The sequence below is a fragment of the Streptomyces sp. TOM-9 genome (assembly GCF_056858595.1).
Window position 1 is genome coordinate 1,397,059 of sequence record NZ_JBXEQB010000001.1, and the last position, 20,281, is coordinate 1,417,339.

General features: G+C 70.7%; 14 protein-coding genes. 8 read left to right on the forward strand and 6 right to left on the reverse strand.

Annotated elements, in window-relative coordinates:
• Positions 1-97: 97 nt before the first annotated feature.
• From AC1VWI_RS06585 to AC1VWI_RS06595, 3 genes are read left to right on the forward strand one after another with little or no spacing between them, the layout of a single operon-like run.
• Entirely contained in the window at positions 98-7,153 is a 7,056-nt protein-coding gene (locus tag AC1VWI_RS06585; protein ID WP_499509987.1) for a non-ribosomal peptide synthetase/MFS transporter, read from the forward strand.
• Between the two features lie 9 nt (positions 7,154-7,162).
• Positions 7,163-8,077, forward strand: a complete 915-nt coding sequence (locus AC1VWI_RS06590; RefSeq protein ID WP_499509988.1) for a pyridoxal-phosphate dependent enzyme — start codon at positions 7,163-7,165, stop codon at positions 8,075-8,077.
• 26 nt (positions 8,078-8,103) lie between these two features.
• Positions 8,104-9,012 carry a fatty acid desaturase family protein gene (locus tag AC1VWI_RS06595; protein WP_499509989.1) on the forward strand — a complete coding sequence of 303 codons (909 nt, stop codon included), beginning with the start codon at positions 8,104-8,106 and terminating at the stop codon, positions 9,010-9,012.
• Between the two features lie 20 nt (positions 9,013-9,032).
• On the opposite strand, the gene AC1VWI_RS06600 is transcribed toward AC1VWI_RS06595, so the two are convergent.
• Positions 9,033-9,767: a translation initiation factor IF-2 gene (locus AC1VWI_RS06600; RefSeq protein WP_499509990.1), complete on the reverse strand. Its 735-nt coding sequence runs from the start codon at positions 9,765-9,767 to the stop codon at positions 9,033-9,035.
• Between the two features lie 136 nt (positions 9,768-9,903).
• Entirely contained in the window at positions 9,904-10,338 is a 435-nt protein-coding gene (locus AC1VWI_RS06605; protein ID WP_499509991.1) for a VOC family protein, read from the reverse strand.
• A 96-nt stretch (positions 10,339-10,434) separates the two neighbouring features.
• Between AC1VWI_RS06605 and AC1VWI_RS06610 the strand changes: the two genes are divergently transcribed.
• Both AC1VWI_RS06610 and AC1VWI_RS06615 read left to right on the forward strand, forming a co-directional pair.
• Entirely contained in the window at positions 10,435-10,938 is a 504-nt protein-coding gene (locus tag AC1VWI_RS06610; RefSeq protein WP_499509992.1) for a GNAT family N-acetyltransferase, read from the forward strand.
• Positions 10,939-11,463: 525 nt separating this feature from the next.
• Positions 11,464-11,859: a cupin domain-containing protein gene (locus tag AC1VWI_RS06615; protein ID WP_499516734.1), complete on the forward strand. Its 396-nt coding sequence runs from the start codon at positions 11,464-11,466 to the stop codon at positions 11,857-11,859.
• A gap of 161 nt (positions 11,860-12,020) precedes the next feature.
• On the opposite strand, the gene AC1VWI_RS06620 is transcribed toward AC1VWI_RS06615, so the two are convergent.
• Genes AC1VWI_RS06620 through AC1VWI_RS06630 form a run of 3 tightly spaced genes read right to left on the reverse strand, consistent with a single transcriptional unit; the run spans position 12,021 to position 15,272 of the window.
• Complete coding sequence (locus tag AC1VWI_RS06620) at positions 12,021-13,721, reverse strand: FAD-binding oxidoreductase (protein ID WP_499509993.1); 1,701 nt, start codon at positions 13,719-13,721, stop codon at positions 12,021-12,023.
• A gap of 12 nt (positions 13,722-13,733) precedes the next feature.
• Entirely contained in the window at positions 13,734-14,441 is a 708-nt protein-coding gene (locus tag AC1VWI_RS06625; protein WP_499509994.1) for a lysophospholipid acyltransferase family protein, read from the reverse strand.
• A 39-nt stretch (positions 14,442-14,480) separates the two neighbouring features.
• Positions 14,481-15,272, reverse strand: a complete 792-nt coding sequence (locus AC1VWI_RS06630) for an SDR family NAD(P)-dependent oxidoreductase (protein WP_499509995.1) — start codon at positions 15,270-15,272, stop codon at positions 14,481-14,483.
• A 426-nt stretch (positions 15,273-15,698) separates the two neighbouring features.
• Between AC1VWI_RS06630 and AC1VWI_RS06635 the strand changes: the two genes are divergently transcribed.
• From AC1VWI_RS06635 to AC1VWI_RS06645, 3 genes are read left to right on the forward strand one after another with little or no spacing between them, the layout of a single operon-like run.
• Complete coding sequence (locus AC1VWI_RS06635; RefSeq protein ID WP_499509996.1) at positions 15,699-16,526, forward strand: hypothetical protein; 828 nt, start codon at positions 15,699-15,701, stop codon at positions 16,524-16,526.
• On the forward strand, positions 16,526-18,838 hold the full coding sequence (locus AC1VWI_RS06640) for an SDR family oxidoreductase (protein ID WP_499516735.1): 2,313 nt from the start codon (positions 16,526-16,528) through the stop codon (positions 18,836-18,838). The genes AC1VWI_RS06635 and AC1VWI_RS06640 overlap by 1 nt, the downstream gene beginning before the upstream one ends.
• The gene (locus AC1VWI_RS06645; protein ID WP_499509997.1) at positions 18,838-19,632 is read left to right on the forward strand and encodes a ferritin-like domain-containing protein; all 795 of its coding nucleotides are present in this window, start codon (positions 18,838-18,840) and stop codon (positions 19,630-19,632) included. Before AC1VWI_RS06640 ends, AC1VWI_RS06645 begins: the two co-directional genes overlap by 1 nt.
• A gap of 217 nt (positions 19,633-19,849) precedes the next feature.
• Here the strand turns inward: AC1VWI_RS06645 and AC1VWI_RS06650 are convergent, their stop codons facing one another.
• Positions 19,850-20,275, reverse strand: coding sequence for a VOC family protein (locus tag AC1VWI_RS06650; RefSeq protein WP_499509998.1), 426 nt, complete (start codon positions 20,273-20,275; stop codon positions 19,850-19,852).
• Between the last annotated feature and the right edge of the window lie 6 nt (positions 20,276-20,281).

A 20,281-nucleotide genomic window follows, 5' to 3' on the forward strand; every position in this document is an offset into this window, starting at 1 on the left:
CCGGCATCACATGTTTCTCTCGGTGTCACACCGTGTTGTACAAGATCACCTCTATGGTTGCGCGGAATCCGATCACCCGAACCAGTGAAGGAGTTCCGTGAGCGAGGCAGTCGTCGGTCGTGCGGCCGTACCGGAGCACGACGGTCCGGTCGACATCTGGGCGGCCGTCGCCGCGTGGGCACGTCGTGCTCCTCAGTCGGCGGCGATCGTCGAGCAGACGAACGTGACGACGTACGCGGAGTTGGCCGAGCAGGTCACGGCCCTCGCGGCGGAACTCGAGGGCGCCGGCGTGCGAGCCGGGGATGTGGTGGGGATCCGCCTGCCGCGTGGCCGCCGGGCGATCGTCGCGATGCTGGCGGTCTTGCGGGCAGGGGCCGGGTACGTGCCTTTGGATCCCGCGTATCCGGCGGAGCGCACGCGGATGATGCTCGAGGACACCCGTCCCCGCGTCGTCGTCGACGAGGACGGGATCTCCGGGTACGGGCCCGCCGGGACCGGGCCTGGGCCCGTGGAGCCGGGCACGGCGTACGTCATCTTCACGTCGGGCTCGACGGGCCGGCCCAAGGGCGTCGCGGTACCGCGGACCGCCCTCGACGCTTTCTGCCGCGCCGCGGTGGACCGGTACGGCCTGGACGACCGCGATCGTGTGCTGCAGTTCGCGTCCCTGAGCTTCGACGCCAGCGTCGAGGAGATCTTCCCCGCGCTCGTCAGCGGCGCCGCGATCGTGCTGCGCGACGAGGACATGATCAGCCGACCGGACCTGTTCCTGAACCGCTGCGCGGACCTCGCGGTCACGGTCCTCGACCTGCCGACCGCCTACTGGCACGAGCTCGTGACGGCCCTGGTCCGCGGTGAGGCCACCCTCGCGGCAACGGTCCGGCTGGTGATCATCGGCGGCGAGGCGGCCCGCGCCGACCTCGTCCGCGGCTGGCAGGACGCGGTCGGCACCTCCGTGCAGTTGCTCAACACCTACGGGCCGACCGAGGCCACCGTGGTGGCCACCGTCGCCGAGCTGACCCGGTGGAACGGCGACCAGGTGCCGATCGGTCACCCGCTGCCGGGCGTCACCTGCCGCGTCGTCGACGCCGAGGGCGGGCAGGCCGACACCGGGGAACTGGTGATCGGCGGCGCCGGCGTGGCCACGGGCTACCTGCACCGGCCCGACCTCACCTCGGACCGGTTCCGCCCCGGACCCGACGGCGGCCGGGAGTACTGGACCGGCGACCGGGTCAGGCGCGCGTCCGACGGCGGCCTGCTGTTCCTCGGCCGGCTCGACGACCAGGTGAAGATCCGCGGCTTCCGCATCGAACCGGGCGAGGTCGAGGCCGCGTTGCGCGCGGACGACGCCGTGGCCGACGCCGTCGTCCTGGTCGAGGAACGCGCCGGGCAGCAACGCCTGGTCGGCCATGTCGTCGCGCTCCCGGGGACCGACCTCGCGGCGGTGCGCACCGGGCTCGGCCGCCGCCTGCCGCCGTACATGGTCCCCGCCGTGCTGACCGCGCACACGTCCCTCCCGCTCACCCCGCAGGGCAAGATCGACCGGCAGGCTCTGTCGGAGGTGACCGACGAGGCCCCCGTGTCCTCCCAGGGCCTGACGCCGGCGCAGGCCGAGATCGCCGAACTGTGGGGCGCCCTGCTCGGCGTCGGTGAGATACAGCCGGACGACGACTTCCTGGCACTCGGAGGCAACTCCCTCGCAGCGGTCCGGCTCATCGGCGCCCTGCGGCAGCGGTACGGGGCGGAGTTGACGCTGAGCCGGCTGTTCGCAGCGCCGACGCTGGCGGCGGTCGCCGAACTGATCACCGGGCCTGCCGAGGTCGAGGAGACCCCGGCCGACGGCCTGCCCGAAGGGGTGGACCTGCCGCTGACCCCGCTGCAACGCGACTTCTGGGTGGCCGAACGCATCTGCGCCGACCTGCCCGCGCACACCCTCGGCGTGCGGTTCCGGTGGAACGGCCGCATCGACATGGCGGCGATGACCAGGGGCCTCGACGAACTCGTCCGGCGGCACCCGCTGCTCCGCGCGCGCTTTCCCGACGACGGGACCGAGCCGCGGATGGTCATCGGCGAGCACGGGCGCATTCCGCTCACCGAGCGTTCCGGGGCGGACGGCGGCGTCACGGTGGGCAAGACCGACCTCGTCGACGGGCCATTGGCGCGGGCCTTCGTCGTCCGCGGCGACAACGACGACGAACTCGTGCTGCTCATCCACCACCTGGTGTACGACGGCTGGTCCGGGGCGGTCCTGTGCGATGAGCTGGCCGCGCTCTACGATGCGGCGCTGAGCCACCCCCAGGCCGCCGACGGCCTCAGTCCGGCCGCGGGGCTGCCCGCACCCGTCGCCGTGCCCGACCTGGCCGCCCGTTACGCCCGCGCCAGGGAGGACGCCGGCCTCGCGGCGTACTGGAGGGACCGCTTCGACGGCGCCGACCTGGAACTGGAGTTGCCGGCGGACCGGCCGAGGCCCGCGGCCCGCTCCTTCGCCTCCGCCCGCATCGGCCGACGGCTCGACCCGGAGCTCCTGGCGCGGCTCACCGACTGCGGCACGGCCCATGGCGCCAGCCTGTTCATGGTGGTGCTCACCGGCCTGCAGGCCCTGCTGACCCGCTACACCGGGCGTACCGACGTCACGGTCCTGTCGCCGGTGGCCGGCCGGAACAGCCCCGACCTGGAGGGCGTGGTCGGGCCGCTGCTCAACATCCTGCCGCTGCGGGGTGACGTCGCCGGTGATCCCTCCTTCGCCGAGCTCCTCAGCCGGGTCCGCGACGCCACGCTGCGCGACCTCGACCACCAGGGCCTCGCCCTGCCCGACCTGGTCGGCACGCTGGGGCAGCCCGGCAGCGGAAACCGCAACCGCCTCAGCCCGGTCGTGCTCACGGTGCACAACATGCCCACGCCGCGGCACCAGGCCGTGCGCTACATCGGCGAGGTCCCTCCGGCCGCGACCCTGGTGGACCTCTCCGTCAGCCTGGACTTCCCGGCCGGCGGGCCGGAACTCAGCATCGACTACGCCACCGAACTGTTCGACGCCGCCCGCATCGAGGCGCTGCTCGGGCACCTGCTGACCCTGCTCGAAGCAGCCGCCGCCGACCCTGGAGCGGCGGTCGCCCGGCTGCCCCTGCTCCGCGCGGACGAGCAGCAGCGGATCCTGCACGACTGGAACGACAGCGCCATCGCCCTTCCGGACGCGACCGCGTTGCACCAGCTCTTCGAGCGCCATGCCGCGGTCGCTCCGGACGCACCCGCCGTGACCTTCCGCTCCGCGACCATCAGCTACGGCGAGCTCAACGGCCGAGCGAACCAGGTTGCGCGCAGGCTGCGGGCCGAGGGCGTGCGCCCCGGCGACCGGGTCGCCATCGGCCTGGACCGGGGCATCGACCTGTTCGTCGCCATGTGGGCCGTGCTCAAGTCCGGCGCGGCGTACGTACCGCTCGACCCGGCCTACCCGCAGGACCGCCTGGACCACATGCTGCGGGACAGCCGGTCGAAGGTGCTTGTCGACGCCGATTACCTCCGCGGACCGCTCCCGTCCGACCGCGGCGACCTCACGCCGGTGAACAGCGGCTCCGACCCGGCGTACGTGATCTACACGTCCGGATCGACGGGCAAGTCCAAGGGCGTCGTCGTCAGCCACGGCAACCTGGTGCACGCCGTCGCCATGTGGCAGCACGCCTACCGCCTGGAAGCCGGGTGGACGTACCAGCAGGCGGCCAGCTTCTCCTTCGACATGTTCGTCGGGGAGACCCTGCGGGCCCTGTGCACCGGCGGCCGGCTGGTCGTCGTCCCCCGGGAGACCCTCCTGGACCCGGCCGAGCTGTACGACCTGATGCGCGGCGAGCAGGTCCAGTGCACGGAACTGGTCCCGGCGGTGCTGCGCAACCTGCTCGCGCACGCCCAGCGGTCCGGGCAGGGCCTGGACTTCGTGCGCCTGCTCATCGGTGGCGGCGAGAAGTGGCACGTACGGGAGTACGAACTGGCCCGGCGGCTGGTCGGACCCGGAAACCGGGTCGTGAACGCGTACGGGGTCACCGAGGCGACGGTCGACAACGTGTACTTCGACGGCCCGGTGCACCACCTCGCCGACGAGGCCCCGCTGCCGATCGGCCGGCCGTTCCCGAACAACCGGGTCTACGTCCTCGACGCGCACGGCAGGCCGGTGCCCCCGGGCGTGGTCGGCGAGCTCTACCTCGGCGGTCTGGGCGTAGCGGCCGGATACCACGACCGCCCCGAGCTGACGGCCGACCGCTTCGTGCCCGACCCGTACGCTCCCGAACCCGGCGCCCGCATGTACCGCACCGGCGACTCGGCCCGCTACCACCTCGGCGGCGACGTCGACTTCCTCGGGCGTCTCGACGACCAGGTCAAGGTGAACGGCTACCGGGTGGAGCTCGGTGAGGTCGAAGCAGCGCTCGGCGCGCTGCCGGACGTCGTCGCGTGCGCGGTCGCGGTCCATCCGCTGCCCTCCGGCATCGCCCAGCTCGTCGGGTACGTCGTCACCCACTCCGTCCGGCCGCCGGACGAGACGCTGATCCGGGACGCGCTCAGCGCCACGCTGCCCGTGCACATGGTTCCGGCGCGGCTGATGGGCCTGCAGGCACTGCCTCTGACGCCGAACGGCAAGCTCGACCGCCGCAAGCTGCCGCCGCCCGGCGACGACGGCGGCAAGGCGTCCGGCACGGCGCCCCGCACACCGCTGGAGGGGCGGATAGCGGCCGTGTGGAGCGAGGTGCTCGGCATCGACGGTGTCGGCATCGACGACAGTTTCTTCGCCCTCGGCGGTGACTCGTTCGGTGCCCTCCGGCTCATCCGGCGCATCGAGCCCGCACCGACCCTGGTCGAGCTGTACCAGCACCCGACCGTGCGCCGGCTCGCCGCCCTGCTGGAAGCGCGTGATCCCGCGGTGGCCGGGGAACACAGGCTGCTGCACCGGCTGACGCCCGCCGAGGCCGACCCGTCCACCGGCGGGATCACCGTCGTGGCCGTCCCCTTCTCCGGGGGCAGCGCCATCGCGTACCAGCCGCTCGCCGCCGCCCTTCCGGACGGCTGGGCCCTGCACGCCGTCGAGCTGCCGGGCCACGACCTGACGCGGCCCGACGACGCACTGCTGCCCGCCGCCGAGGTGGCGGAACTGGTCCTGACCGAGATGAAGGCGATCGAGGGACCGGTTCTGCTGTACGGCCACTGCCTCGGCGTCGCGGTGACCGTCGAGCTGGCCCGGCGGGCGGAGGAGGCAGGTCTGCCCCTGGTCGGCGTGGGGCTCGGCGCCGGCTTCCCCACGGCCCGGCTGCCCGGCCGGTTCTTCGACTGGTTCTACCGCCTGGTACCCACCGACCGGTTCACCTCCGACCGCGAGTACCTCGCCTACCTGCGCGGGCGTGGTGGCTTCACGGACGTGGACGACCCGGGGCAGGAGGCGTTGGTGCTGCGCAACGTGCGCCACGACGCCCGCGACGCCGAGGAGTACTTCACCGCGGCGTACGGGACCCGGGCGCAGCCCCTGCGCGCACCGGTGCTGGCCGTCGTCGGCGCCCGCGACCGGGTCACCGAGCACTACCAGGAACGCCACCAGGAGTGGCGGCACTTCTCCGCCGACGTGGACCTGGCCGTCCTTCCGAAAGCCGGTCACTTCTTCGTCAAGAGCCATGCGGAGCCACTGGCGCGGGAACTGGTCTCGTTCGCCGGGCGCTCCACGCCGGCACCGCACGAGCCGCAGGCGGCGGACAACGTACCGGGCCCGTCTCGGGGGGAGCGCGCACCCGAAGCGGATCACACCTCCCCTGCGGGCCTCGGCCTGCGGCGGAGCCGCTTGCTCGAACCGAGCCTGAAACGGTTCGCGCTGGTGGCGTTCGGCCAGTTCGTGTCCATGATCGGCAGTGGGCTCAGCGCGCTGGTCCTCGGCATCTGGGTGTTCCAGCAGACCGGATCCCTCACCGACTTCGCCACCGTCAACGCGATCGGACTGCTGCCCGGCATCCTCGCCGGACCACTGGCCGGAGTCGTCGCCGACCGCTGGGACCGCCGCACGATCATGCTCGCCTGCGACGGTGCCGCCGCGGCGGCCATCGGCACCCTCGGCGCCCTCATGTTCACCGGCGGCATGCACCTGTGGCACGTCTACCTCGCGGTGTCGGTCACCTCGCTCGCGGGCGCGTTCCAACGGCCCGCCTACCTCGCCGCCGTCGCCCAACTCGTGCCGAAGCGGTACCTCGGGCACGTCAGCGGCGTCACCCAGCTCGGCATCAACGTCGGACTGGTCTTCGCCCCCATGCTCGGTGCCGGCCTCGTGGGCCTGATCGGCGTGCCCGGCGTACTCGTCGTCGACATGCTCACCTTCGCCGTCGGCGTGCTCACCCTGCTGCCGGTCCGCTTCCCGGACCTGATGTTCCGCCGCCGTGAAGAGCCCTTCCGCACCGAGCTCACCGCGGGCTGGCGCTACATCGCCCGGCGACCGGGGCTGCGCGCCGCGCTGCGCTTCTTCGTCATCGACCACGCCTTCTACACCCTCGGCTTCGCCGTCATCACGCCGATGCTGCTGATCGAACAGAGCCCCGCGGTCCTGGGCCTCGCGCTGGCAGCCGGCGGCCTCGGCGGGCTGGCCGGCAGCCTGCTGATGGGTCTGTGGGGCGGCACCGCACGGCGCGCGAACGGGCTGATCATCTTCATGGGCGTCGGCAGTCTGGCGATGGCGGTCGTCGGCGCCGGCACGACACCCGCCCTCGTGATGACCGGCATGTTCCTGGTGGCTTTCGGTGAATCCCTCGCCGAGGGCCACTGGATCGCCCTGGTGCAGAGCAAGGTCGGCTTCGAGCTCCAGGGCCGGGTCCTGTCGATCTTCATCACGGTGATGCTGCTGACGATGCCGCTCGGCTACCTCGTGGTCGGGCCGCTCGCCGAACGCTACGTACAGCCCCTGCTCGAACCCGGCGGCGCGCTCGCCGGCACCGTCGGACACCTGCTCGGTACCGGACCCGGCCGCGGTCTGGCACTGCTCGTCGTCATCAGCGGCCTCCTCCAGCTGGCATGGGCGGTGCGCGGGTGGTTCAACCGCCGGCTGCGGCTGCTCGAAGACCACCTGCCCAACGCCGTACCGCCCGCCGAGATCGGCTCCCGCGACGACCTGCAGCGCGAAGCCGACGCCCTGCTCACCCGCTAAGGAATCCCCTTGTCCCTGTACGAACTGTCCTCTGACGCACCCGTCGACGCCTACGGCACTCCGCTCATCGACGCCGGGGAGCTGGTGCCCGGCACCCGGGTCCTGATCAAGGACGAGACCCGGTACGCCTCCGGAAGCCACAAGGAACCCGCGGCCCGGGCCGTCGTGGAGCGCGCCGCGGCCGACGGCCACCACCGGATCGTGATCGCCACCTGCGGCAACTACGGCCGGGCCATGGCCATGGCCTGCGCCGCGGCCGGAATGGCCTGCACCGTGGTGCTGCCGGAAGGCTGGAGCGACGGCGGCGCCTTCATGCGCGCCGCCGGCGCGGACGTGCACCCGGTCCCTGGCACCTACGAGGACGCCGTCGACGCATCACGCCGGCTCGCGCTCCTCGACGGATCGGTCGACGGCAACGTCGACGGCCCCTACGTCGACGCGGTCCTCACCGGACACGGCGTCGTCGCCCACGCGCTGCACCGGGAACTCAGCGAGCCGCCGGCGGCGCTGTGGATCCCCGTCGGGAACGGCACCACGATCATCGCCGTGCATCGGCAGCTTCGGGCTCTCGGCTGGTCGGTGCCCATCCACGGGGTCGGCTCCGCCGCCAACAACCCCGTCGTCACCAGCTGGCCCGGGGAGTACCGGACCCTGCCGCCCGAGGGCGTCGTCACCACCGACCACAACCAGCCGCTGGTCAATTGGCACGCGCTGCAGGGGCCCGAGGCGATGGCGGCGGTCGCCGACTCCGGCGGGGCCGTCCACGGCGTCGACGACGACCAGCTGCGCGCCGCCGCGGCCCTGCTCGCCGACCGGGGTGCCCGCCCCACCGCCGCCGGCTCGGTCGCCCTGGCGGGACTCCTCGGCCATGCCCGGACCGCCGCCCTCGCCGGAACCCACGTCGTGCTGCTCAGCGGACGCTGAGTGAACCCCCTCACGGAGAATGTTCGATGACCCACGTGGCACCGTCCCCCACGTTGCTGTTCGCCCGGACGCGAACGGCCGCGAGGGACGAACGGATCTTCCTTGCCAAGCTGGCCCTGCTGGCCGCGCTGACCACGCTCGGCGCCACCCTCGCACTGCGGTCCGAACCGCCGGCCGCGGTCATCGGCGTGGTGCTCCTGGCCGCCATGTACACCCATGCGGTCGAACTGCAGCACCAGGCCCTGCACCACTCGGCCTTCCGCCGGGCATGGCCGCACCGGCTCGTCGGAGTGCCGCTCGGCATACCGATGCTCGTGGTCTACAGCCACTACCGGGTCCGGCACCTGCAGCACCACCGCTACCTCGGTACGCCGCAGGACACCGAGTTCTTCGGCTTCGACACCCGTGAACCCCTGACGAAGGGGATGCTCCTGCGCGGACTGTTCGACTACCGGCGGCTCGCGGTGGTCGTCCGCGACGTCGCCCGCGCGGCAACCGGTCGCTGGCGGTACGAACTCGGCGACATCAGCCGGAAGATGCGCCGCCGGGTGATCACCGAGCACCTCGTCCTCGGCGGCGTCATCGCCTCGGTGGGCGTCCTCACCGCCGCCGGCTACCACGAGGAGGTGCTGCTCCTGTGGCTGCTGCCCCTGCTGCTCTCCGTACCGATGCACTTCCTCGTGGAGCTGCCGGAACACATCCTCTGCGACACCGACACCGCGGATGTCCTTCGTAACACCCGATCCATCCGCGGGAGTTGGTTCAGCACCTGGTTCACCAACGGCAACAACCTGCACATCGAGCACCACGCGGCGATGAGCGTCCCGATCAACCAGCTGCCCACCCGCCACGCGGAAACCGTCCGGTATGCCGTGCACGTGGAACGGACCTACCCCGATTTCTACCGCGCCCTGTGGCAGACGGTGCGGCGCTGAACCGGAGGCAGCCACCCCGTTCAGTGCGGTGGCGGTGCCGGGTCCAGGGCATTGCCGACGGTGCAGCCGCCCTCTCCGGGCATCCGCTGGATCCGGGGCGGCACCCACACCTCGGTGGCCCCGGGGGCCACGCGGGCAAGAAGGCAGTCCTGCGCGTCAAAGCCGTTGCCCTTCACCGACAGGAGAACGCCGACCAGGCCGCCGTCCGCCTTCACCTCGGTACGGATCGCCGGATCCAGGTCCAGGGCGGCGAGCGTACGGCGCACCTCAGCCTCATCCACCCGGCCGCCCTCCGGCACCCGGGGGAGTTCCGCGCGGAGCTCCTCGTACGGCAGCCGGGGCGGTTCGGGTGGTGGGGCGAAGGTCAGCGGAGGGCCGTCCGGGCAGTCCACGTCACGGGGATCCTCACGCCACTCCGACCTGGGCGACACCCGCACGGCAAAGCAGCGCCGCACGACGATCTCCTCGGGGTCGAGCCATCCGTTGTACGCCGAGCCGGACGTGCGGACGACGACGTCGACACCGTCCCCGTCGTGTGTCGAGGTACCCGTCACCCTCATGACCTCCACGCCGTCGATGCCGGAAGCGGCGCGCCCGACCTCCTCCGCCGTGCGCGGACGCTGGCCGTAGAGCCGCTCACCCGCGTTCCTGGCCACCTCCCGTGCGGCGTCCGTCGCCTCATCCTCGGAGGACTGCACCACCCCGCAGCCGACGGTGAACAGCAACAGCGGGGCGAGCAGCAGTAGTCGGCGCATGCGTCCACCCTTTCGGCGCCGCACGCGGCGGGTAACCGTTCACGTACTCAGACCGGCGTGGGTGATCGTACTCAGCCGGTGCGGCGATCGGACGCGGGCGCACCCCGTGAGGTTCCGCCGGCGCGCGTGAGGATGCTCAGTCGATGCAGAATTCGTTGCCCTCGATGTCCAGCATGGGGATGCACGACTCGTTCTCCTCATCGGCGTACAGCGTTTGCACATGGGTGGCGCCGAGCGCGACGAGTCGTGCGCACTCGGCTTCGAGCGTGGCGAGGCGCTCGTCCCCCACGAGCCCGGTGCCGACCCGGACGTCGAGATGCACCCGATTCTTGACGCTCTTGCCTTCGGGGACGCGCTGGAAGTACAGGCGCGGGCCCACGCCTGAGGGATCACTGCAGGCGAACCATGAACCCCGCTCCGCAGGAGGCAGGGTGCCGTTGAAATCCTCCCAGGTGGCGAACCCCTCCGGTGGCGGCGGTACGACGTACCCCAACACCTCGCACCAGAACCGGGCGACGCGCTCAGGTTCTGCGCAGTCAAAGGTGACTTGGAACTTCTTGATCGCTGACATCGGCGCACCATAGCAGGCGGACTCCGCGGATTCGCCGAGGGCCGGCCCCCAACGGCAGACGGCCTGCCCGAGCAAGCCGTGGGGCAGAGTAGGGGCATGTCTACGTACGAGACGATGTCGTTCCACCTTGAGACCGAGCGGCTGATACTGCGGCCGTGGGCCGAGTCGGACGCCGCTGAATTCAGCGCCCTCCTCTCCGAACGCGGCAACGGCACGCCCACGGTCGAGCGCATCCGGACGGCCATCGCGGAGCTGCTCACGGCGACCGAGAGCACGGGGATCGCCCTGCTGCCCATCCAGCGTCGCGATGAAGGCGACTTCATCGGCTATTGCGGGTTGATCATCGGCCGCTCCACCCTGGACGAACCCGAGATCGCATATGAGTTGTTCCAGCGCGCGCATGGGCACGGTTACGCCACCGAGGCGGCCCTCGCGGTGCTCGACGCCGCAATAGCGACCGGGCGCAAACGGCTCTGGTCGACCGTCGGCACGTGGAACACACCGTCGCTCCGTGTCCTTGGGAAGCTCGGGTTCGAGCGGGATCACGTTTCCACGGAGGACAACGGCGAAGTGGTCTGGCTCACACGCTCGTTGCCGTGACACGAGGCAGCAGTGGCCGGCCCTGAGACCGCACCCAGGACCGCGCCGGCCTCTGCCGGCGAGATCATGATCTGCAGCCGCCTCACCAGCCCTGTAGCACCGGGGATGCGTGCCGCCTGCGACGTCGAATTCTCCGGGGCGGATTTCCTCGCGGCAGTGGCTGCAGGTCGTCCGCGGGTGCAGGCCGACGTCGCCCTCCACACCCCGCAGAGCACTTTCGGCATGCCCACTCTCAGAAAGAGGGCGCTCAACGCGCAGGGATTCGAGGCCGTCGAAGAGACTTCGCCCCGCATCTCATCGCCCCAGGCCAGGCGACTGATGAGCAGGAGGACGGGCTCCTTGCCGGCCTCGGACGGTCTTCGACAGGCGGCCACCCCGGTCGTGCACTCGAAGGATGGGTGTGAACCTGGAATCGGGTACGGCCGCCGCGCAGTGGCACGGGCGGCGCACGGTGATATACGGAGGTGCAGCACCGTGTCGGATGAGACATCAGTGGACAGGACCGATGAGCAGCCCCGCTCGGAGCTGTGGAAGTCGCAGCTGAAGACGCTGCAAGAGGTCAAGCCGCCTTTCGTCCCGGAGGGCGCCACATCCATGACCATCATCGTCTGGCGGGAGCCCGGTGACCCCGGCGCCCCTCCGCACCGGCACTCGGGACCGGCTTTCGGCTACGTCACCCAGGGTGCGGTGCGTTTTGAGCTGGAGGGCGAGCCGGAGCGCGTGATCAAGGCCGGTGAGACGTTCTGGGAGCCGGGCGGGGACGTGATCCACTACCAGGACGGCAACGCCCTGGACGACCAGCGGACCGAATTCGTCGTGACCATGCTCTGCGCGCCGGGCCAGCCGATGCTCACCGTGGTCGAAGAGGATGAGCTGGCCCAGCGCACCCATCTGCGTGCTCCGCGCCCCACTGGGGGCTGACACGAGCTGCTCGGGGTGGACCCTCCTCAGGGCCGCCCGAGCGGTCAGCGCGCGCCTTCCCCCGCACAGGGACGGCAGCGCGGTGACCGCGACGAGCGAAGACGGTTGCAGCACTCAGTGGGCACGCTCCCACCGGGGTCGGGCAGCAGGGACCGAAGGGTTCAGACCACGATCTTGCGCGGGTTGAAGTTGCCGCCCGGGTCCACGGCGTCGAAGAGGCCCGACATGACCGCGACGCCCTGGGCCGAGATGTCCTCCTCCAGCCAGGGCGCGTGCTCCAGGCCCACCCCGTGGTGGTGCGAGATCGTGCCGCCGGCGTCGACGAACGCCTGCTGGATCGCGCGCTTGACCGTGTCGTACTCGCCGAGCGGGTCGTCACCGAAGACGAAGGCGAAGGTGAAGTAGAGGCAGGCGCCGGAGTGGTACGAGTGCGACATGTGGCACATCGTCCAGCCCTTGCGGCCGATCTTCCCGTAGGCGCTGTCGGCGGCGTCGTAGACCGCCGCATGGATGCCACGGAGCTTCGACCACGGACCGGCGGTCTCGCTCACATCGCCTGCGGCACCGTGGTCGAGCAGGAAGTCGCGGATGTACGGCGTGTCGAACTTCTTCTGGTCGTAGAGCGCGCCGGGTCCCTTGCCGACGCCGATGCCGTGGTGCTTGCGCACGATCCGGTCGACGATCGACTTCTGACGCTTCGCGTGCGCCGTGCCCCCTTCGAAGCCGATGAACGAGAGACAGATCTCGTCGAGGTCCCAGCCACGCCGCTTGAGGTACGCCATGAGGCCGGCCTGCGCCTTCTTGGCGACACCCCTGGACGCTTTGGTCGTCGCGAGCGAGAAGCCCGTCTCGTGCGCGTCCGAGATACGGGTGACCGAGGGCGACGCGTCGCTCTCGGCGATCTCCTGCATCGCGGCGAGGCCGTGGTCGAAGTTCTTGAAGAAGTAGGCGTAGATGCCGCGCCTCCCGGGGAGCCGGTGCACCTGCACCGTGACCTCGGTGATGACGCCGAGCCGCCCCTCCGAGCCCACCACCATCTCCCGCACGCTCGGCCCGGTCGACGCGCTCGGAACGGCACGGATCACGAGGACCCCGCCGGCCCGCACGACACGCAGTCCCTTGACGATGTCCGCGATGTCGCCGTACTTGTCCGACTGCATGCCGGACGAGCGCGTGGCGACCCACCCGCCGACCGAGGAGTGGGTGAACGAGTCGGGAAAGTGCCCCATAGTCCAGCCGCGCCGGTTGAGTTGGGCCTCGAGATCGGGACCCAGCGCCCCGGCCTGGATGCGTGCCAGGCCGGAGTCGGTGTCGATCTCCAGCACGCGGCCCAGGCGACCGAGGTCGAGCGAGACGACCACCCGCGACTCGTCCGCGTGCGGCTCGAGGCTGCCCGCGATGTTGCTGCCGCCCCCGAAGGGAATGATCACGGCGTCCGCCTCGACGGCCGCGTCGACGACGCTCTGCACCTCCGCTTCGTCGGCCGGGTAGACGACCACGTCGGGAGTGCGCGCGATCTCGCCGGCTCGGAGGCGGACCAGGTCGCGCAGGCTCTTGCCGTACGTGTGGACGACCCGGGACAGGTCGTCCACGACGGCGTTCCCGGGCCCGACGATGCCGCTCAGTGCGCTGAGGAACCCCTCCGGCACCGTCGAGGCCGGCACCTTCAACTGTGAGAAGTCGGGCTGTCCGGTGCGCTCGCCCGCCCGGAGATCGAGACCGACGGCCTTGTGCACGAACGGCGCGAAACCGGGCTTGTCCTCGTGGTGGAAGCCGACGCCTTCCACGCCCCAGCCCCACCACTTCATGTGTTTCACCTCACCGGTGGGCATCGCGTCGGTGCGGGAGGTGGGTTCGGTCACGGACGGTCTCCTTCAGATAGGACGACGTGAGGTGGCATGGGCGCCGAGGATCCGGTCGGAGTGCTCCTCGGCCAGGCTGACGATCGCCGAGCGGATGCGTTCGCTGAACTCGTCCACCGACTCTCCGGGAAGGGCGGTGAGCGGTTCGCCGAAGACCACCCCGACCGGCAGGCGGCCCGGTTTCGGCCAATTCGATCCGCGGGGATGCGCCGCGTACGCCCCGATGACCGCGACGGGGAGCACCGGCACTTCGGCAGACGAGGCGAGCGCCGCCGCCCCGGGCTTGAACGCCCCGAGCGATCCGTCGCGCGAGCGGGTGCCCTCGGGGAAGATCAGGAGCGGCACCCCCCGGTTCAGCAGGGCCCTGGCGCTCACTCTGCGCGCGCTCGCTCCGGTGCGGTCGACCGGGAAGGCGTTGAAGAAGAGGGCCGTGAGGCCGCGCCGCCGCCACACGTCGAAGAAGTAGTCGGCGGCGGCTCCCACCGCGAGGTAACGCGCCAGTCGGCGGGGCAGCGCACCCATGATGAGTGGCGTGTCGAGGTGGGACGTGTGGTTGGCGACGACCACATACGCGTCCTCGACCTTTTCCAGGCATTCGCGCCCGAGTACCGTGACGCTGGTCACGCTCCACACGACGGGCTTCAGCAGCCCCCGCTGCGCGACGAATCGCGCCGCAGCGTGAGAGCGTGAGGTGAAACGGTCGCGCATCGTCGCGGGCATCCGCTTCCTTCCCGTGCGGGCTCGCCCGCACCGTTTCTTTCAGTGCGTGCGAGAGTCGTTGCGGCCGGACGAGATCCGTCGCGAGATCCACCGCACCGTGTGGCGCGGAAGATGACGCGTGAACCAGATGAGCAGCCGGTACCGGAGGCTCGGCATGGAGATCACCCGTCCGCGCCGCACGTCGCGCAGGCTCGTCTCCACGAGTCGATCGGCGTCGAGCCAGAGGAAGTCCGGAATGCTCGACGACCGGATTCCGGCCCGGGCGTGGAATTCCGTACGGACCCAGCCGGGACAAAGCGCCGTCACGGTGACGCCCGTTCCGTGCAGTTCGTTCGCCAGTCCCTCGGTGAGCGAGGTCACGAAGGCCTTGACGGCCGAATAGCTCCCCATCGTGACGAAGCCGGCCGTGCTCGACACATTGACGATCGCACCGTGTCCGCGTTCGCGCATGGCCCGCCCGGCGGCACCGGCGAGCACCAGCACCGCCCGCCCCATGACCTCGATCGCCCGGTCGTGGGGAGCGGTGTCGGTCGAGGTGATCGATGCGTGCACGCCAAATCCGGCGTTGTTCACGAGCATGTCCACCGGACGGGCGGGGTCCTCCAGTCGCGCGACGACACGTTCGACGTCGGCGCGATCGGACAGGTCGGCGGGCAGCACCTCGACGGCACGGCCCCGGGATCCGAGCTCGACCGCCATGCGGCCGAGCCGCTCCCTGTCGCGCGCCACCAGGACGAGGTCCCAGCCACGGCCCGCCAGGGCGCGCGCGAACGCCGCTCCGATACCCGACGTCGCACCGGTGACAAGTGCGACTCCCGTACGGCTCAGCATAGTTTCATATGCCATCTGCTCGACATCCGAACTCCCCGCTCGTAGCGTTCACATGGGGTGGCGAGCGGGTCCATGCCGTCGGGCGCGGCAGCAGCCGATGGCTGACTCCTCGCGCCTGACGCACCCTTCCTTTCCCGGCTCATTACGTACGACCGGGCACGCATCAGCCCTGTGACAGGAACTTCCGCACGTGCTCATGCGGACGCAGGGTGAAGGGCCTCGACACCGGCAGAACGCCATCCGTCGCGATCGTGCCGGTTCGCCCTAGATCATTCCCTGGCTCGCACCGTCCGCCACGAAGCGGAACCCGGCCGGCTGTCACACATGCGTGGGTTTCCCGGTCGGACGTCATAGCCCCCGACAGCCTTTCGCGCGTTCCGGGGCCGCTACAGAGTTGCCCCTCCTCCGGCCCCAGAAAGCCCGCGCATGAACTCAAACGACGAGGCGACGACCGCGCCACCCGGGACAGCGGGCTTCGACGTGCGTGAATTCGCCCGCACGGCACACGGCAGCCACCGCGGAAAGCTGGACCTCGGGTCGCTCGCCGAAGAGCCGCTCGACGCCGAATCCGTCCGGCTCGTCCGCGCGCTGCGCGACATGGAACGTGCGACGCTGCACCGCGTGCGCAACCTCCTCGTGACGGCGACGCACAAGGACGCCCGGGTCACCGCGTTCCTCACCACGTGGATGTTCGAGCGGTTCTGGATCGCCGACGCCCTCGACGCCGTCCTGGACGCCTCCCCGGCCGCCCGGGGCCTGCCTTCGAGCTCCGGGCCGGCACGGTGGGTACTGGCGGAGCGGCGCGAGCGCCGCGGCCCGATCCGTCGCTCCCTCATCGCCAACATCACCGGTACGCAGATCGTCGCCGAACACGTGACGACGAGCCTCGTGGACGAATGGATCACACAGGCGGCCTACCGGCGTCTGGCCGGGGTGTCCCCCGCCATGGCGTCGATCATCGACCCCGTGGTGGAGATCAAGCAGCGTCACATCCACTTCCTCGCCGAGGAGGCGGAACTGCGGCTCCGGCGCTCGGTCCGCGCCCGGCGCATCACCGGTCGCGCCCTCCGGCACTCCGCCTGGCCGCTCGGCTCGGTCGATCGCTCCCGGCACGAGCGCACCTTCTTCGAACGCCATGTCTTCGGCGACCAGCGCGGAAGGGCCGAGGCGGGCCGGATCCGCGCCATGGTCGCCGCGCTCCCCGGCATCGGTCCCGGTGTCGCATCCACCGTGGAATCGAGGCTCCTTCCGTGATGCCGCACACCGCGAAGACCGAACTCGGCAACGCGCACGTCCTGCTCACCGGCGCGACCGGCTTCGTCGGGCAAGCCGTCCTCGAGCGGCTGCTCACCGATCACCCCGCCACCCACGTCTCGCTCCTCGTACGTGGGAAGGGCAGCCAGACCGGGCAGGACCGGCTCCGGCGGCTGCTGCGCAAACCCGTGTTCGGGCGCTGGCGGGACGCTGTGGGGGCCGAAGAGGCCGAGCGCATCGTCCGTGAGCGGATCACGGTGCTCGACGGCAGCATGACCAGCATTCCCGAGCTGCCTTCCGACCTTGACGTCGTGATCCACTCGGCGTCGACCGTCTCGTTCGACCCGCCCATCCACGAGGCGTTCGACACGAACGTCAACGGTGCCGTGAGCCTCTACCAGGCCCTGCTCGCCTCCGGGTCGGACCCGCACGTCGTCCACGTGTCGACCTGCTACGTCGGGGGACTCCGCCGCGGTGTGGTGCCCGAGGCCAGGCTCGAGCACGACGTCGACTGGCGAGCCGAGTGGCGCTCCGCGACACAGGCCCACGAGCGCACCGAGCTCACCTCGCGGGAACCGGCGCGGCTCGAGCGGTTCATGTCCCGCGCCCGCGGCGACCACGGCAAGGAGGGCCCGATCGCGGCGGCCCGCGCGAGCGAGGACGCCCGGCGCGAGTGGGTGCGTTCCCATCTCGTCGACGCCGGCCGGCGGCGCGCCCAGAGCCTGGGGTGGACCGACGTCTACACACTGACGAAGGCACTCGCGGAACGTGCCGCGGAAGACCTGTGGGGCGAGGCCGGACACCGGCTTTCGGTGGTCCGGCCCGCGATCATCGAGAGCGCCCTGGAGCATCCGTTCCCCGGCTGGATCGACGGCTTCAAGGTCGCCGATCCGCTGATCTTCGCCTACGGCCGCGGCCAGCTGCCGGACTTCCCGGGGCTGCCCGACTCGATCCTCGACGTCATCCCCGTCGACTTCGTCGTCAACGCCATCCTCGCCGCGGCGGCCAACCCGACCCCCGTCGACGAGCCGACGTACTTCCACATCGCCTCGGGCGCGTCGAATCCACTGCCTTTCCACCGCATGTACGAGAACGTACGCGACTACTACATGCAGCACCCGCTGCCCAAGGACGACGGTTTCGTCAAGGTGCCGACCTGGAAGTTCGCGGGCGAGCGCAAGTTCAACCGACGTCTTGCGCTGGCGAAGAAGAAGGCCGACCTGTGGGACGCCGGTCTGCGGCTGATGCCGAACGACGAGCGCAAGCGCGCCCTCGCGGCCGAGAACGCCAAGCTGCGCGCCGGCATCGCCACCCTCGGCAACTTCACCGACCTCTACCGCGCCTACGTGCAGACCGAGATCATCTTCGACGACCGCAACGCCCGCACGCTGAACGACGCCCTTCCGGCCGAGGTGCGCGAGGACCGTGGCTTCGACGTGGAGCGGATCGACTGGGAGGAGTACCTGCAGAAGGTCCACCTGCCCTCCCTGAGCGAGCTGACAGCGGCGCACCGCCGCCGGAAGGCCGCGGCCGCCCGGCCGGCGAACGGCCGCCCGATACCCGCGCTGCCGGAGCGTACCGACGTGCTCGCCGTCTTCGACCTCGAACGGACCGTCGTCGACTCCAACATCGTCGAGCAGTACCTCTGGGTGCGTACCTCGGGCTTCCGCAAGGCGGCCTGGCCGAAGGAGGTCGCGGACCTGCTCGCCTCGCTGCCCGGGTACCTCCGCGCCGAGAAGCGCGACCGCGGCGAGTTCATCCGTGCGTTCCTGCGCCGCTACCGCGGCCTGCCCGTCGCCCGTCTCGAGGAGGTCGTGCGGCGCGGGTACGCCGACACGATGCTGCGGCACACGAGTGCGGACGCCCTGGCGCGTATCCGAGAGCACCGTGCGGCGGGTCACCGCACCGTCCTGGTCACCGGCTCCATCGGCCTGCTCGCCGCTCCGCTCGCCGGCCTGTTCGACGAGGTCGTCGGCAGTTCCATGCACGCGAAGGACGGTGTGCTCACCGGCTACCTCGACAAGCCCCCGCTCGTCGACGAGGCGAGGGCCGCGTGGCTCCTGCGGTACGCCGAGGAGGGCGGCTACGACCTCGCGGCCTCCTACGGCTACGGCGACAGCCACTGCGACCTGGCGTGGCTGTCCTTGCTGGGCAAGCCTTCGGCGATCAACCCCGACGCAGAACTGGCGCGCGAGTCGCACAAGAGGAACTGGGACATCCACCGCTGGAAGAGAGGCGGTTCGGGTGTGCGCAGCGAGGTCATCGCTGCACGGGTGACGGATCCGGCGCGGACCGAAGAGGAGAGTGCCTGATGGCTTTCGACATAGACAAGTACGCCAAGAACTCCACCGGGGTGCAGTGGTCCGACCTCGACTTCGACGAGTTCGAGCGCAACCCGCTGCCCGAGGGGACGCTGCGCACGCTGCGCTACATGTGCGACATCGAGTACCACACGGTCTGCTACATGCGTGATCTGCTGACGACCCCGTCCCACAACGAGCCCGCGGTGGGCACCTTCATGACGATGTGGAACCGCGAGGAGTTCTGGCACGGCGAAGCGCTCGCGGCCGTGCTCGAGCGCCACGGCGTGCGCGTCGACTTCGACGAGCTCAAGGCGACCCGTCTGAAGCTCGGCTGGAAGGACCGTTTGGGGACGGTGAAGCAGACGGCGATGAGCCGCCTCATCGGACATGACTTCGTCGCGGTGCACATGGCGTGGGGTGCGGCGAACGAGTGGTCGGCGCACGCTGCGTACCACCGGCTCGCGGCGCTGGAGAGCCACCCGGTTCTGGTGCCGCTGCTGAAGCGGATCGCTCAGCAGGAGACGAAGCACGTCGCGTTCTACGCGTCGCAGGCGCGTGACCGGCTCGCGGCGAGCAAGAAGGCCCGTGTGGTCGCCCGGTTCGCGCTCGAGAAGGCCTGGGGCCCGGTCGGCTCGGGCGTCATGCCCGAGAGCGAGGTCACGCACGTCATGACCCACCTCTTCGCAGGCGCCGAGGGCCGCAGGCTCGTCCGCGACGTCGACTCGCACATCGCGAAGCTGCCGGGCTTGGAAGGGCTGCGCATCGTCGAGGACTCCATGGACAAGCGCGGCATCGCCGCCTGAGTCGTCGGACGCCGCGCCCCAGGCGAAGAACAGGGCCGAGTGCAGTGGCCTCGGGTTGGCCGGGTGGGTACCTGGATGCCGAAGTAGTCCTGGGACGCCACAAGACGGCGAGGCTGCGCGGACTCCTGCCCGCCCATGAGTGGCCTGACCCGCTGGACTGATGTGTGGCGGCGTCAATCCAGGCCTGCGGATGCCCGGCCTGGAACGACGCGCTGCATCAAGACGGCCCGTCCGGGTTCCGGCCTGCGGCCGGTCGCGCCATGGACTGCACGATCTGTATGGGGTTGCCGTCGGGATCAGCCGTCCAGGCGATCACCAGCCGATCCAGCCAGGCATGCGGGGCCGCGAGGGCGGGTGCTCCGTCCGCGACGAGAGCGTCGTAGGCCGCGGTCGTATCGTCCGTCCAGAGGACGACGGCCGCGCGCTGGCCGTGGACAAGCGGGTCCAGGCCATGGTCATCGCGGGTGGAGGCAGCGGAGGCGATGCCGATCTTGTATCCGTCCAGGTTGAGATCGACGTGAATCGGCTCGCCCTCCATGGGCACGCGGAACGTCTCGGTGAATCCCAGCCGGACGTAGAAGGCAACGGCCCGCGGGAGATCGTCGCTGAACAGAATCACTTGAGGCGTCCGGAAGGCCGACATGGGGCG